13 protein-coding genes are annotated in these 13,598 nt (G+C 71.7%); 7 read left to right on the top strand and 6 right to left on the bottom strand.

The features are described 5' to 3' along the window. Positions 1–23: 23 nt before the first annotated feature. Positions 24–1,133 carry a glutamate 5-kinase gene (proB, locus tag AB0B94_RS16440; protein WP_357279354.1) on the bottom strand — a complete coding sequence of 370 codons (1,110 nt, stop codon included), beginning with the start codon at positions 1,131–1,133 and terminating at the stop codon, positions 24–26. A 61-nt stretch (positions 1,134–1,194) separates the two neighbouring features. Between proB and AB0B94_RS16435 the strand changes: the two genes are divergently transcribed. The 3 genes from AB0B94_RS16435 to AB0B94_RS16425 are packed head-to-tail and all read left to right on the top strand — an operon-like array spanning position 1,195 to position 4,463. Continuing rightward, entirely contained in the window at positions 1,195–1,509 is a 315-nt protein-coding gene (locus tag AB0B94_RS16435; protein WP_238666878.1) for an MGMT family protein, read from the top strand. Positions 1,510–1,541: 32 nt separating this feature from the next. Continuing rightward, a complete protein-coding gene (locus AB0B94_RS16430; RefSeq protein ID WP_357279349.1) occupies positions 1,542–2,927 on the top strand; it encodes an MFS transporter in 1,386 nt (461 codons plus the stop codon). Between the two features lie 27 nt (positions 2,928–2,954). After that, entirely contained in the window at positions 2,955–4,463 is a 1,509-nt protein-coding gene (locus AB0B94_RS16425; RefSeq protein WP_357279342.1) for an aminotransferase class V-fold PLP-dependent enzyme, read from the top strand. Positions 4,464–4,515: 52 nt separating this feature from the next. Here AB0B94_RS16425 and AB0B94_RS16420 read toward each other — a convergent pair whose 3' ends face one another. From AB0B94_RS16420 to AB0B94_RS16405, 4 genes are all read right to left on the bottom strand, one after another. Then, positions 4,516–5,724 carry a hypothetical protein gene (locus AB0B94_RS16420; RefSeq protein ID WP_357279338.1) on the bottom strand — a complete coding sequence of 403 codons (1,209 nt, stop codon included), beginning with the start codon at positions 5,722–5,724 and terminating at the stop codon, positions 4,516–4,518. Beyond that, positions 5,717–6,283 (bottom strand): SigE family RNA polymerase sigma factor, encoded by a 567-nt coding sequence (locus AB0B94_RS16415; protein WP_357279332.1) that lies wholly within the window; start codon positions 6,281–6,283, stop codon positions 5,717–5,719. The genes AB0B94_RS16420 and AB0B94_RS16415 overlap by 8 nt, the downstream gene beginning before the upstream one ends. A 365-nt stretch (positions 6,284–6,648) precedes the next feature. Beyond that, positions 6,649–7,848 carry a hypothetical protein gene (locus tag AB0B94_RS16410; protein WP_357279327.1) on the bottom strand — a complete coding sequence of 400 codons (1,200 nt, stop codon included), beginning with the start codon at positions 7,846–7,848 and terminating at the stop codon, positions 6,649–6,651. Next, positions 7,841–8,356, bottom strand: coding sequence for a SigE family RNA polymerase sigma factor (locus AB0B94_RS16405; RefSeq protein ID WP_357280047.1), 516 nt, complete (start codon positions 8,354–8,356; stop codon positions 7,841–7,843). Before AB0B94_RS16405 ends, AB0B94_RS16410 begins: the two co-directional genes overlap by 8 nt. Positions 8,357–8,596: 240 nt before the next feature. Between AB0B94_RS16405 and AB0B94_RS16400 the strand changes: the two genes are divergently transcribed. Continuing rightward, positions 8,597–9,178, top strand: coding sequence for an NADH-quinone oxidoreductase subunit B family protein (locus AB0B94_RS16400; RefSeq protein WP_357279322.1), 582 nt, complete (start codon positions 8,597–8,599; stop codon positions 9,176–9,178). A 50-nt stretch (positions 9,179–9,228) separates the two neighbouring features. Further along, on the top strand, positions 9,229–10,545 hold the full coding sequence (locus AB0B94_RS16395) for a DUF2252 domain-containing protein (protein ID WP_357279317.1): 1,317 nt from the start codon (positions 9,229–9,231) through the stop codon (positions 10,543–10,545). 14 nt (positions 10,546–10,559) lie between these two features. Here AB0B94_RS16395 and AB0B94_RS16390 read toward each other — a convergent pair whose 3' ends face one another. Then, positions 10,560–11,606: a glucose 1-dehydrogenase gene (locus AB0B94_RS16390; protein WP_357279311.1), complete on the bottom strand. Its 1,047-nt coding sequence runs from the start codon at positions 11,604–11,606 to the stop codon at positions 10,560–10,562. A gap of 105 nt (positions 11,607–11,711) precedes the next feature. Between AB0B94_RS16390 and AB0B94_RS16385 the strand changes: the two genes are divergently transcribed. Continuing rightward, complete coding sequence (locus tag AB0B94_RS16385; protein WP_357279308.1) at positions 11,712–12,428, top strand: NADH-quinone oxidoreductase subunit C; 717 nt, start codon at positions 11,712–11,714, stop codon at positions 12,426–12,428. Continuing rightward, a complete protein-coding gene (locus AB0B94_RS16380; protein WP_355426178.1) occupies positions 12,428–13,390 on the top strand; it encodes a complex I subunit 1 family protein in 963 nt (320 codons plus the stop codon). The genes AB0B94_RS16385 and AB0B94_RS16380 overlap by 1 nt, the downstream gene beginning before the upstream one ends. The last annotated feature ends 208 nt before the right edge of the window (positions 13,391–13,598 follow it).

Below are 13,598 nucleotides of genomic sequence, written 5' to 3'. Positions count from 1 at the left end.
AATGGTGTGGGAAGGTCCTCGGTTCACAGCAGCACCAGGTCGTCGCGGTGGACGACCTCTCGTTCGTACGCCGGGCCGAGCGCCGCGGCGAGTTCGGACGTGGAGCGGCCGAGCAGCCCGGGTAGCTCCACCGCGTCGTAGTTGACGAGCCCTCGGGCGACCGATGCGCCGGCGGTGTCCACCAGGTCCACCGGGTCGCCGGCCGTGAACGTGCCGTCCACCGCTGTGATGCCGGCCGGGAGCAGCGACTTGCGCCGCCCGACGACGGCGGCGACCGCGCCCGGGTCGAGGTGCAGCCGCCCCCGGGGTGAGGTGGCGTGGGCCAGCCAGAACAGCCGGGCCGTCGGGCGGCGGCGCTGCGGGTGGAAGAGCGTGCCGACCGGTTCGCCGGCCAGCGCCGGCGTGGCCAGGTCGGCGGCGGTGAGCACCACCGGGATGCCGAAGCCGGTGGCGATCCTCGCGGCCTCGACCTTGGTCACCATGCCACCGGTGCCGACGCCGGACCGGCCGGTCCCGCCGATGGTGATGCCGGCGAGGTCCGCTTCGTCGCGCACCTCGGCGATCCGGGTCGAGCGCGGGTTGGTGGGGTCACCGGTCCAGAGCGCGTCCACGTCGGAGAGGAGCACCAGCAGGTCGGCGTGCACCAGCGCGGCCACCAGGGCGGCCAGCCGATCGTTGTCGCCGAACCGGATCTCCTGGGTGGCCACCGTGTCGTTCTCGTTGACGATCGGCACCGCCTGTAGGTCGAGCAGCTTGCGTAGCGTCCGGTACGCGTTGCGGTAGTGCGCTCGCCGGGTCACGTCGTCGACTGTGAGCAGCACCTGCCCGACGGTGCGGCCGTGCCGGGCGAAGCTGGCCGCGTACCTGCCGATCAGTAGCCCCTGCCCGACGCTGGCGGCGGCCTGCTGGGTGGCCAGGTCGCGCGGGCGTCGGGACAGCCCGAGCGGGGCGAGCCCGGCGGCGATGGCGCCGGAGGAGACCAGCACCACCTCGCGCCCTTCGGCGGTGAGCCGACCGAGGGTGTCGACCAGCGTGTCGACGCGCTCGTCGGCCAACCCGCCGGTGGCGGTGGTCAACGAGGAGGAACCGATCTTGACGACGACCCGCCGGGCCGTCGTGACTGCGTCGCGCACCCGACCATTCTGCGTGGTCACGGCCGCACCGCCCGGCGGCCTTCCCATATGGTGGCGGATTGTGACTCCAGACGAGTACGTCGAGGCGGTGCTCGACCTGGTCGAGCGGATCCCGGAGGGCCGGGTCATGTCGTACGGCGGGGTGGCCGACGCGCTGTCCGAGCGGTCCGGACGTGCCTCGGCCCGGTTGGTCGGCAACATCATGGCCCGGCACGGCGGCTCGGTGCCCTGGCATCGGGTGGTGACCGCGAGTGGTCGACTGCCGCCGGGGCACGAGCGCGAGGCCCGGGCCCGGCTGCGGGCCGAGGGAGTGCCGCTGCGCGGCGAGGGCGTGGACATCGGGGCGGCGGGTTGGTCGCCTGATGAGGGGATGTGACCGCCGGCCAAACGTGAGTAACATTCGGCCCCATGAAAACGCCGCCGGGCGCCGGCTCATCAGCCACCGGCGCGCTGCCCCGCTCGGTGCACGCCGGCTACGCGCTCGGTTCACTGGCGACCGGAGCGTTCGGCACGGTGCCCGGCCTGCTGCTGCTGCCGTACCTGACCGACACCCTGGGGGTGGCCGCCGGGCTCGCCGCCCTGCTGGTGTTGCTGCCCAAGGCATGGGACGTGCTGGTCAACCCGGTCGCCGGGCGGATCTCCGACCGGACCCGGTCGCGGTGGGGTGCCCGCCGGCCGTACCTGCTCGTCGCCGGCCTCGCGCTCGCCGTCCTGTTCGCGTCGATCTTCGCCGCGCCCTTCGGTAACGGTCCGGCCGCCGTGGCGTACGTGGCCTTCGCCTTCCTCGCCACCGCCACCGCGTTCGCCTTCTTCCAGGTGCCGTACGTGGCGATGCCGGCGGAGCTGACCGGCGACTACGCCGAGCGCACCCGGTTGATGACCTGGCGGATCGCGGTACTGGCGTTGGCCATCCTGGTCTCCGGCGCTGTCGCGCCGCTGGTGGTGAGCGCCGGTGGCGACGGTGTGGTCGGGCACCGCTGGATGGGCCTGTTCGTGGCGGCGCTGATCGCCCTCGGCGCCCTCGGCGCGTTCCTGGGCACCCGGTCCGCGCCGACCGGCACCGTGGGCGAGAGCGAGCCGACCCTGCGCGCCCAGCTCGCCGTGGCCGGTGCCAACCGTCCGTTCCGGGCACTGCTGATCTGCTTCGTGGTGCAGTCCGCCGGGGTGGCCACGATCCTGGCCGGGGTCAACTACTTCGCCGGGCAGATCCTGCGCGACGAGGAGAGCGGGCCGACACTGCTCTTCGTCTGCTTCGTCGGGCCGGCGCTGCTGGTGATGCCGATCTGGAGCCGGATCGGTGCCCGGCTGGGCAAGCGCAGCGCGTTGGTCGTCGCCTCACTGATTCTCGCCGTCGGCGCGTTCGCCCTGGTCGCCGCGCCGGTGCTGCCGGCGGTCACCGTCTATCTCGTGGTGGCGCTGATCGGCGTGGGGTACGCCGGACAGCAGGTCTTCGCACTGGCCATGTTGCCGGACTGCATCGCGCACGAGACGGCACGTACCGGCCGGCGGCAGGCGGGCGTCTTCACCGGGCTGTGGACCGCCGGAGAGACCTTCGGTCTGGCGCTCGGCCCGGGAATCTACGGGCTGGTGCTCCAGCTCTCCGGCTACGTGTCCTCCGACACCGGCTCGGCGGCTGCCCAGTCGGACACGGCGAGACTGGGTGTCCTCCTCGGTTTCACGCTGATCCCGGCCCTGCTGATCGCCCCTCCGGTCCTCCTGCTCCGCAGGTACACCCTCACCGCCCAGAGCGACCCGGTCGATCATGGAGTTGTGCTGGGGGACGAAAGCCGTTGACCGTCACGAGAAGGGCACCATGACTCCATGATCGACGAGAACAGGGTTGAGGCTGGGGCGCTTTCCGCCACCGGGGTTCCGGCGGAACGGGTTCTTGACGAGGTACGGGAGCTGCGGGCGAGTGACGCGCCCACCCACGGGGGACGGCTGTTCGCGTACGTCTACGACCCGGCGGTGCCCGGGCTGGACGACCTGGCCGCCGCCGCCCACCGGGAGAGCGCGCACGTCAACGGCTTGGACCCGACCGCGTTCCCGTCCCTGCTGGCCATGGAGAACGCGCTCGTCGGCGCCGCCGGCCGGGTGCTGGGCGCCGGCCCCGGGACCACCGCCCCGGACGTCGTCGGCAGCGTCACCAGCGGCGGCACCGAGTCGCTGATCCTCGCCGTCAAGACCGCCCGGGACGCCCACCCGGAGATCGCCGCACCCCGGATCGTGGTGCCGTCGAGCGCGCACGCGGCATTCGCCAAGGCGGCGCACTACCTGCGGGTGGCGCTGGACGTCGTACCCGTCTCCCCGGAGACGCTGCGCCCCGACCCGGCCGCGATGGCCGCCGCGATCCGCCCGGAGACGGTGCTGGTGGCCTGCTCCGCGCCGTCGTACGCGCACGGGGTGGTGGACCCGGTCCCGGAGATCGCCGCCGCCGCGGCCGAGGCCGGGGTGCGCTGCCACGTCGACGCCTGCTTCGGCGGCTGGACCCTGCCGTACCTGCGCCGGCTGGGGGAGCCGGTGCCGCAGTTCGACTTCGCGGTGCCCGGGGTCACCTCCATCTCGGTCGACCTGCACAAGTACGCGTACGCCCCGAAGGGGGTGTCGGTGCTGCTGCACCGCGATGCCACACTGCGCGCCCCGCAGTACTTCGCGTACGCCGACTGGCCCGGCTACACCATGATCAACCCGGTTGTCGCGTCCACCCGCTCGGGCGGCCCGATCGCCGCCGCGTACGCCACAGTGCGGCACATCGGCGACGACGGCTACCTGCGGCTGGCCGCCATCACCCGGGACGCGGTCGTCGGTCTGGCCGACGCGGTCCGGGCCGTCGACGGCTTGCGGCTGATGGCCGAACCGGAGTCGACAGTCGTCTGCTTCACCGCCACCGAGGGCGGACCCGACCTGTTCGTCCTGGTAGACGAGCTGACCGCGCGGGGCTGGCACACCCAACCCCAGCTGTCGTACGACGGCCTGCCCGCCAGCGTGCACCTCACAGTGACCGCCGCTGTCGCCCCCCGGGTAGCCGAGTTCGGGCCGGACCTGGCCGACGCGGTGGCCGCAGCCAGGGCCGCCGGCCCGGTGCGGCTGCCCACCGAGCTGGCCACCCTTGTCGGCGCGCTGACCCCCGAGGCGCTGACCCCGGACCTGATCGTCGGGCTGGCCGCCGGGCTGGGCCTGAGCGGCGAGGCGCACTCGGACGCGGCACCGCTGCCGGAGCGGATGGCGCTGGTGAACACACTGCTCGACGCCGCGCCGTCGGCGCTGCGCGAGCGGTTGCTGGTCGAATTCGTCAGTCTGCTGCAACGCCCCAGCTGGGCGCCGAGCTGACAGTGCGGCAACGGGCCCGGCGGTCGGTGCCGGCCGGGCCCGATCGGCCGGATCAGGGAGCCACCCGTACCTCCACGACGTTGTTCTTGAAGGTCAGGTCCTGCCAGTGCCGGTCCTGGTCGTCGAAGTGCACCACCCGAACGCTGGGTTGGTTCAGCGCCGTCGGATCGACGAGCAGGTGGAACGTGTACGCCCGGCGCTCCCCGGCCCGCAGGCCGGCTGTGCGGCAGGTGGTCCCCGACTCGTCGCCACCCCGCCACGGCAGGCAGATCGACGAGTCGGCCCTGCTCATCGCCCCGATGTGGTCAATTTCGGCGAAGCCGACGTGCGCCACGTCCACCGGCCCCGTGTTGCTCAGGCTCAGGCTCAGGATGCCGGGACGCTTCCCGTCGGTGCCGGCCGGCCCGAGTACGAGGTCGCCCCCGCTCAGCACCAGGTCGGTCAGCCGGGGATCCTTGCCGAAGGACCTCGGCCCGTCGCTCTGGGTGAACCGGCCGTCGTGCCAGCGGTACGTCCGCCACTGGTTCTGCGCCCAGTAGCTCGGCGTCGAGCAGCAGGGCTGGATGTCGGCCACCTGAGCCCGCACCCTCCCGTCCTCAGTGACGGCGGCGTCCGTGATGTCGTCGAGCCCCTCGGCCGTGCCGACGACCCGGGCCATGGTCACGATCCGACCGTGCCCGTCGCGGTCGAACGCGACGAGTTGTTTCGCCGAGGCCTCGCCGAGCCGGCAGGTGACCAGGGCGACCGTCTCGGTTGCGCCATCGCCGTCCAGGTCGGTGTAGCCCAGGTCCACGTCCGCCAGTGCCGGCCCACGCTGCCTGCTTCCCGGAGGCCGCAGCCGCACGTCCGAGGCAACGCAGTCCTGCGGCGCGTGCGCCGGCCAGGCTGGCAGGTCGACGCGGGCGGCCAGCAACTGGGCGCGGCTGATCCGGCCATCCGGCGCGGCCGGACTCGTGGTCGTGGTGGTGCTGGGCGTCAGCGGGGTCGACGGCGTCGGTGCGCTGGCACTCGGCGGCGGTGTGGTCGGCTCGCCGGTCTGTGCCGGCGTCGGAATCGATCCGTCATCTCGCAGGGCGGCGTTGGCGACGATCGGTGCGACCGCCAGGACGATCGCCGTCACGGCCACCGTCACAGCCTTCGCCTGCCGACGCCGACGAAGGGTACGGCGAGCCTGATCAGGTCCCGGACCTGCGATCTGGGAGATCGTCTCGGCACGGTACGCAGCGAACCGCTCCCGTAGCCGCGGGTCGATGTCAGACATTGCCCATCCCCTCGGTGCTCTCGTCGAGCAGTCCCGCCAGCGCTGCCCGGCCGCGGTGCAGCCAGGACTTGACGGTGCCCTCGGCCACCCCCTCCTGAATCGCTATCTCGTTGACCGGCAGGTCGGCGAGGTAGTGCAGGATGACTGCCCGCCGGTGGTTGGCCGGCAGTTGGGCCAGCGCGGCGTCGATCGCCACCCGATCGGGCGTCGGCCCGGCCATCGTGGCCTCGGTCCGCCGCTGCCGGAGCAGGTGGTCGCGCGCGGTCCGGAGCCGCCGCCAACGGCTCCGGGCGAGGTTCCAGGCGACCTGCCGGACCCAGGCGACCGGATCGTCGTACCGGGCCAGCCGGTCCCATCGGGCCAGGGCCCGGCAGAACGCCTCCTGCGCGAGGTCCTGGGCCTGTGAGAGGTCGCCCACGTAGGCGCCCAGTTGGCTGGTCACGCTGCGAAAGTGCGCGTGGTAGAAGTCGTCGAAGCTCACAGTCGTGGTGCGCTCCCCGCCCCTCGCGGCAATCGCCCCCGGTGGCTCGTTGGCACGGGCTCCCGTCATCACTGTCACTGCCCCTCCCCCGTTCGCCGTCGGGCCCGTACCCGAGGCGGTCGTACCACTGGCTCATCGGGGTCGTTCCCGTGCTCCCCGATATCGGCGCTCCTGCTCGGCGTGCCGTACCCCCTTAGAAGCTCCGAACAGGTCTCGGGGTTGCAGCCCGACGCTGTGGTTCGACTGTCGTGTGGGGGACTGAGTGACGAGGCGGGGTCGGACGCGGACCACCGCCGGGGCGGATGGCGCAGGTGAACACCCTGCTCGACGCCGTGCCACCGGCGCTGTGCGGGGAGGTCGCCGGTGGAGTGCGTCAGGCCCACCCGGTGAGCCGGCTGATCCGACCCGCGGGTCGGGTCCCCGTCGAGCGGGGACCCGACCGGTCAGCGGTACGCGATCACGACGATGTTGTCGGGGTCGTAGACCTCCTCGACGAAGTCGAAGCTGGCGTCCATCGGCCGGACGTCCACCTCGGCCTTCCCGGTTCCGACGGTGGCACCCGCCGCCACCCGGAAGCCCAGCGTGAGCCGGAGTTCCTTGCCCCCTTCGAGCCGGTTCAGATCACAGGTGACCGGCTCTCCGGTCGATTCCGGGTCGTTGCGGCAGGCCGCCCACCCGTCGCCGTCCGGGCGGATCGCCGCCGGCAGGCCGAGCCGCAGCGCCACATAGGCGGCCGGACCCGTGGCTGCGTTGCGGATGCGCACTGTCACAGTGCCGGTCCGGGAGCCGTCCGATGCGGTGGTCAGCGTCAGATCAGTTGAGGTGACGACCAGGTTGACATCGTGCTTGTTGGTGCCGAAGCTCGTCGGCCCGGAGACCTGGGCGAAGGCGTCGCCCTTCCAGCGGTAGCCGCGCCACTGCCGCTGTGACCACTCGGCTGGCCAACCGCCCCCGGGAGCGATGTCACCGACCTGAACGCGGACCGTGCCGTCGCCCACCACATCCAGCGCGAACAGCCACTGCGGCTTGTCGATCGTGGTCGCTACCACCCGGCCGACGGTCGTCACCTTCCCTTCCTTGTCCCTGTCGAAGGCGACCACCTGCATCGGCCCGCGGGTGCCCAGTACGCACTGCACGAGAGCCACCGTCTCCACCGCGCCGTCCCCGTCGATGTCGCCGTGGTCGAGCGCCAGGAGCCAGTTCGCGCCTTCCCGGGCATCGGCGGTAAGCCGGGTCTGCGACGTCGGGCAGCCTCGTCCGGCCCGCCACGCCGGCACCGTCACCGGCACGCCCAGCAACTGTGCCCGGCTGAACCGGCCGTCCGGGACAGCCGTGGTCGGGCTGGCACTGGTCGCGGCGGGGCTGGGGGTCGAGCTCGGCGGTGGCGTCGGCGACACCGACACGCTCGGCGTCGGCTCGACCGGACCGGGCCGGTGCTCATTGCCGCTCATCGCCGCGTATCCGACGGCCGACCCGCCGAACAGGGCGAGCGCCGTCGTGGCAGTGGCAGCCAGCCGTCGTCGGCTGCGGCCTCGTACCGTCCGCCGAACGGCGGCCGGCCCCGGCGCCTCGACCTCCGGCAGCGCGCTGCGGCGGTATCGGGCGAACTCTTCGGCGAGGTCGAGAACCTCCTGCTCAGACATCCCGCACCTCCTCGTTTGCGTCGCGCAGAAGTGTGGCGAGAGCGGCCCGGCCCCGGTGCAGCCAGGACTTGACAGTTCCCTCGGCAACCTGTTCCTGGGCGGCGATCTCGGCGACCGTCAGGTCGGCGAGGTAATGCAGCACGACGGCCCGCCGCTGCTTCGGCGGCAGTTTCGCCAGGGCGGCGTCGACAGCGACCCGGTCAGGGTTCGGCTCGGCCACGTGTGTCTCCCGCTGCCGCAGCAGCCACAGTTGCGCGGTCCGCAGCCGCCGCCAGCGGTTGTGGCCGAGGTTCCAGGCGACCCGACGGACCCAGGCCAGCGGATCCTGGTAACCGACGAGCTGGTCCCAGCGGGCGTACGCCCGACAGAACGCCTCCTGAACCAGTTCCTGCGCCTGCCCACGGTCACCCGTGTACGCGGTCAACTGCACCACAAGCCCCCGGAAGTGGGCGTGGTAGAAGTCGTCGAAGACCAGCTCCGCCGGCGTGGAGGTTGCGCCTCCCGGCAGGTCCGGCGGGCGTCCGCCCTCCCGCACATCTCGTGTCACAAGCACTCGTCCTCCCCGTGGCGGCTGCGGGCGGTGTGTTCGCCAGCACCGGTCACACAAGCGAGCGCGCCAGTAGGTTGCGCGTCAGTCGCTGCCGATCCTTGTCGGCTCCGGGACAGTTGGTGGACCGCTCGCGCCGATCACCGCCGGACCGCACGGACGCCGTCTGTGATTCACTGTCGGTGAGGAGAGGGGGCGGTCGTGCAGCTACCGGCAGTGCTCGGGGAGCCGATCCGGTTTGTGCTGAACTGGGGCCGTCGCTACTCGCTCTGGGTCTTCAACTTCGGTCTGGCCTGCTGTGCCATCGAGTTCATCGCCACCAGCATGGGACGGCACGACTTCATCCGACTCGGCGTGATCCCGTTCGCCCACGGCCCCCGCCAGGCCGACCTGATGGTGGTCTCCGGCACCGTGACCGACAAGATGGCCCCGGCGATCAAGCGGCTCTACGACCAGATGCCCGAGCCGAAGTACGTCATCTCGTTCGGCGCCTGCTCCAACTGTGGCGGCCCCTACTGGGATTCGTACTCGGTGACCAAGGGCGTCGACCAGCTCATCCCGGTCGACGTGTACGTGCCCGGCTGCCCGCCCCGGCCGGAGGCGCTGCTGCACGGCATCCTGCGCCTGCAGGAGAAGATCGCCGCCGAGCAGTCCGGCATCGGGGGTGTGCCGCAACGCGACGTGTTGGCCGCGCCGTTGGACGCTCCACCCCGCGAGGCCGCCGCCCCGCGCTCGGTCGACTCGCTCACCGCTGCGCCGGTACGCCCACCCACCGCCACCTGACAGCGTGAGTCACCACCCTGTTGTGGACCCGCCGCACTAGCCTGCGCACTATGAGCAGCTCAGCGGACCAGCGGTCCACCCACATCGTCGATGTGCTCACCGACGAGTTCGGCGCGTCGATGGCGATCGACCCGGCCGCCTTCCGCCGCAAGTTCCGCAAGATGGCGGCGTCGCCGTTCGCCTTCTACCGGGGCAGCGCCGCGCTGTTCTACGCCGACCAGCTCGGCGACTTCGCCGACGACCGGTTCTCCGACGAGCAGACCAGCCGGGTGTGGATCCACGGCGACCTGCACGCGGAGAACTTCGGCACCTACATGAACGCCTCCGGGCAGCTCGTGTTCAACGTCAACGACTTCGACGAGGCGTACGTCGGGCCGTTCACCTGGGACCTGCGCCGGCTCGCGGCCAGCGTGGCGCTGCTCGGGTACGGCAAGGCGCTCTCCGACACGGCGATCGGGGAGCTGGTGGCCGGGTTCGCCAGGTCGTACCTGACCGAGCTGCGGGCCATCGCCGCCGGTGGCGACGACGCGATCGGCTCGATCACCCTGGACAACGCCGACGGGGTGCTGCGCCGGGTGCTCCAACGGGCCCGGCTCAACACCCGCGTGGACCTGCTCGCCGCGCAGACCACAATTGACAACTACGAGCGACGTTTCTCCATCGGCGACGGGGTCTTCGAGATCGACGACGCCACCCGGGACCTGGTCAGCGCCGCCTTCCAGGACTACCTGGGCACCCTGCCAACCGCGTCGACGCGGCTGCGCCCGGTGGCGGCCCGGATCAAGGACGTGGTGCTGCGCAAGGGGGTGGGCATCGGCTCGGCCGGGCTGCCGTCGTACAACCTGCTGTTGGAGGGGCACACCCAGGCGTTGGAGAACGACGTCGTCATCTACATGAAGCAGGCGCAGGTGCCGGCGGTGGCGCGGTACGTCACCGACGAGTCGGTCCGCGGCTACTTCCAGCACCAGGGGCACCGGACCGCCGAGTCGCAGCGGGCGTTGCAGGCGCACGCCGACCCGTGGCTGGGCTTCACCGAGCTGAACGGGGCCGGTCAGCTGGTCGCCGAGGTCTCCCCGTACGCCGCCGATCTGGACTGGTCGGACGTGAACGAGCCGGAGGAGCTGACCGGGGTTCTCGTCGACCTTGGCCGGGCGGTGGCCCGGATGCACTCGGTAGCCGATGATGAGTCAAGCCACGACCTGGTGGACTACTCCACCGAGGAGGCGATCGTCGCGGCGGTGGACGCCGACGAGTCGGGATTCGTCGACCACCTGGTGGATTTCGCGCATGCGTACGGGGTGCGTGCCCGCCAGGACCACCAGCTCTTCGTCGACCTGTTCCGCAACGGTCGACTGCCGGGCATCTGATCGGGCGGCGTCGCTCAGGACGCGAACTCCAGCACCACCTTGATGTCGTCCGGTCCGGGCGTGTAAGCGTCGGCGTACCTGTTCACCGGCACCCGTCGGGTGATCAGCGACTCGAGCCAGACCTGGTCGGCGCGGGCGAGCGCCTGCGCGGCCATGCTCCAGTGTCGTCGGTTGGCGTTCACCGAGCCGAACACCACGTTGTTCTCCAGCACCAGCGCCCGATTCAGCGCCCCGGCGTCAAAGTCGATGCTCCGGCCGCCGCTGGACACCCCGGCCAGGCAGACGATCCCGGTGGGGGCCGCCTTGCACATGACGTCGAGGACCACTGTGGGAGCGCCGGTGCACTCGATCACCACGTCCGGCTCGAAGGGCAGGTCGTTGACCGGCACCGTGTGGTAGGTGGCACCGAGCCCGGCGACCAGCTCCGGCTTCGGCCCCTCGGTGTTCCGGTCCAGCACGTGGACGGTGAGCCCACGCTGGGTGCCGAGCAACGCGGCCAGCAGACCGATCGGCCCGGCCCCGGTCACCAGGACGGTCTGCGGCTGCCACTCGGCCCGGTGCCCGATCCGCTCGATGTGGTCCCACGCCTTCGCCACCACACTTGTCGGCTCCAGCAGCACGCCCACCTGGGCCAGCGTCGGGTCGAGCGCGACAGCGAACCGCGGCTCGACCCGCCAGCGGTCCCTGGCGAACCCGGCCAGTGCCTTGATGCCGTGCTCGGTGTACTGACCGTTGCGGCACATGTCCCACTCGCCGACCGCGCAGTTCGAGCAGGGCACCGGGTCGGGGTACCTGACGATCCCCGCCACCAGGTCACCGGGTTGCAGGGTGCCGCTGGAGTCCTCGATCACCCGGCCCAGTGACTCGTGCCCGATGACCAGGCGGTCGGCACCAGGCGGCGCCTCGCCGTACTCCCCGGCGATGATCTCGTGGTCGGTGCCGCAGATCCCCACCGCCAGCGCCTCGACCAGGACAGAGCCCTCCTCGGCAGCCGGCTCCGGCTGATCCTCGACGAGGCTCAGCGAGTTGGCGACCCCTGGTCTTACCGTCACAGCGCGCACGCCCTCATCTTTCCCCGCCGAGGCGTGCGGCGCGCCCAAAGCCGGCAGATCGCTGGGCATCGGCGGCGGCCAGGTGCGGGCCCGGCCGGCACTAGGATCAGCGGCATGACTCCCGAAGAGGTCGGCGCTCGACTGGTCGCGCTGCTCGCGCCGGTTGAGGCGACCCCGTCGGTCTCCGGCGGGCAACGTTTCGCCCGGGCCACAGTCGACGTGCCACCCGCGAGTTGGCTGACAGCGGTCTCCGCCGCCCGCGACGACGCCGAGCTGGCCTGCGACTTCTTCGACTGGCTCTCCGCCGTCGACGAGTTGGCCGAGGGCTTCGACGTGGTGGCGCACCTCTGGTCGACGCGACTGCGTCACGGCCTGCTGCTGCGTACCCGGTTGCCGCGCGGCGCGCCCACTGTCGCCTCGGTAGTCGACGTCTACCCCGGTGCCGCCTGGCACGAGCGGGAGACGCACGAGATGTTCGGCATCGACTTCGCCGGGCACGGGGAGCTGCTGCCGCTGCTGCTGCCACCGGAGTTCGAGGGGCACCCGCTGCGTAAGGAGTTCGTGCTGGCTTCCCGGGTGGCGAAGCCCTGGCCGGGCGCGAAGGAGCCGGGCGAGTCCGAGGCCGGCGGCGGGCGTCGACCGATCCGCCCGCCGGGCGTTCCCGCTCCGGGCGAGTGGGGGCCGACGCTCACCCCGGCTGGCGCCGGTGGGGTGGGGGAGGGCCCGCGTGGCGGCACCCCGGCCAGGCCGGCCCGTGAGCGTCCGGCGCGGCCCATCGCGGACCCGCCGGGCCGCGCTGCCCCGAGCGACCACGACGGGGGTACGGCCTGATGCCGCTCTGGGTGGAGTTGGTGCTCCGGATCGGCGGCGTGGTGGTCGCGTTCCTTACCCTGCCGTTGCTTGTCGGCCAGGCCGAGCACAAGGTGATGGCGCACATGCAGGGTCGGCTCGGCCCGATGTACGCGGGCGGCTTCCACGGCTGGGCGCAGCTCGTGGCCGATGGGGTCAAGTTCGTGCAGAAGGAGGACATCACTCCGCGCGAGGCGGACCGGGCGGTGTTCCGGTTGGCGCCTGCGGTGGCCCTGGTGCCGTACCTGCTGGTGTTGCTCGTCATTCCGCTCGGTCCGAACGACCTGGTCGGGCAACCGTTGGACATCGGCCTCTTCTTCGTGCTGGCCGTGGTCGGCGTCGGGGTGGTGGCGGTGCTGATGTCGGCGTGGGCGTCGGCCAACAAGTACAGCCTGCTGGGCGGGTTGCGCGGGGCGGCCCAGTTGCTCGGTTACGAGCTGCCGCTGGTGCTGGCGGCCGCGTCGGTGGCGATGGCGGCCGGCACGCTCAGCCTGTCGGGCATCGTCGAGGCGTGGCAGCCGTGGTGGCTGCTCTGGCAGGCACCCGCGATGATCATTTTCTTCGTCGCCGGGCTGGCCGAGATCCGTCGGCCACCGTTCGACATGCCGGTGGCCGACTCGGAGCTGGTGTTCGGCTACATGACCGAGTACACCGGTCTGCGGTTCGCGTTCTTCCTGCTCGCCGAGTACGTCGGCATCGTGGTGATCGCCGCGCTGACGACTGTGCTGTTCCTGGGTGGTTGGCAGGGCCCGTTCGCCGACGACCAGTTGGGCTGGCTCTGGACGCTGCTCAAGATCTTTGCGGTGTCCTTCGTGATCATCTGGCTTCGGGTGTCCTACCCCCGGCTGCGCGAGGACCAACTGCAACGGCTCTGCTGGCTGGTCCTCGTGCCCGCATCCCTGGCCCAACTGGTCCTCACCGCAGCCGTCCGCGTGGCCCTGTAGGCAGGGTCTCCGGGCGCGGCGCTTCGAGGTGTCGTCGCGCGGCGCTTCGAGGTGGTTCCGAGAGGCGCTGTGGAGCTGATGTCGTAAACGAATCGGCGGCCGACCGGTTGGCCGGGACACCGCAGCGGCCCTGAACGCCGTCTGATGTCACAGACGATGCAACTCGAAAGCGCCTGATGACCCCCTCCAGCCCCAATCCCGCGACTGC

The sequence above is a fragment of the Micromonospora sp. NPDC048986 genome (assembly GCF_040649335.1).
In the GTDB taxonomy this organism is placed as follows: Bacteria; Actinomycetota; Actinomycetes; order Mycobacteriales; family Micromonosporaceae; genus Micromonospora; species Micromonospora alfalfae.
This window is presented reverse-complemented; position numbering and strand designations above follow the sequence as displayed.

What these genes read in the sequence shown, in the direction of transcription:
- AB0B94_RS16430 (WP_357279349.1), top strand. Translation starts at nt 1,542, where the DNA reads ATGAAAACGCCGCCGGGCGCCGGCTCATCAGCCACCGGCGCGCTGCCC.
- AB0B94_RS16425 (WP_357279342.1), top strand. Translation starts at nt 2,955, where the DNA reads ATGATCGACGAGAACAGGGTTGAGGCTGGGGCGCTTTCCGCCACCGGG.
- AB0B94_RS16420 (WP_357279338.1), bottom strand. Translation starts at nt 5,724, where the DNA reads ATGTCTGACATCGACCCGCGGCTACGGGAGCGGTTCGCTGCGTACCGT.
- AB0B94_RS16410 (WP_357279327.1), bottom strand. Translation starts at nt 7,848, where the DNA reads ATGTCTGAGCAGGAGGTTCTCGACCTCGCCGAAGAGTTCGCCCGATAC.
- AB0B94_RS16395 (WP_357279317.1), top strand. Translation starts at nt 9,229, where the DNA reads ATGAGCAGCTCAGCGGACCAGCGGTCCACCCACATCGTCGATGTGCTC.
- AB0B94_RS16385 (WP_357279308.1), top strand. Translation starts at nt 11,712, where the DNA reads ATGACTCCCGAAGAGGTCGGCGCTCGACTGGTCGCGCTGCTCGCGCCG.
- AB0B94_RS16380 (WP_355426178.1), top strand. Translation starts at nt 12,428, where the DNA reads ATGCCGCTCTGGGTGGAGTTGGTGCTCCGGATCGGCGGCGTGGTGGTC.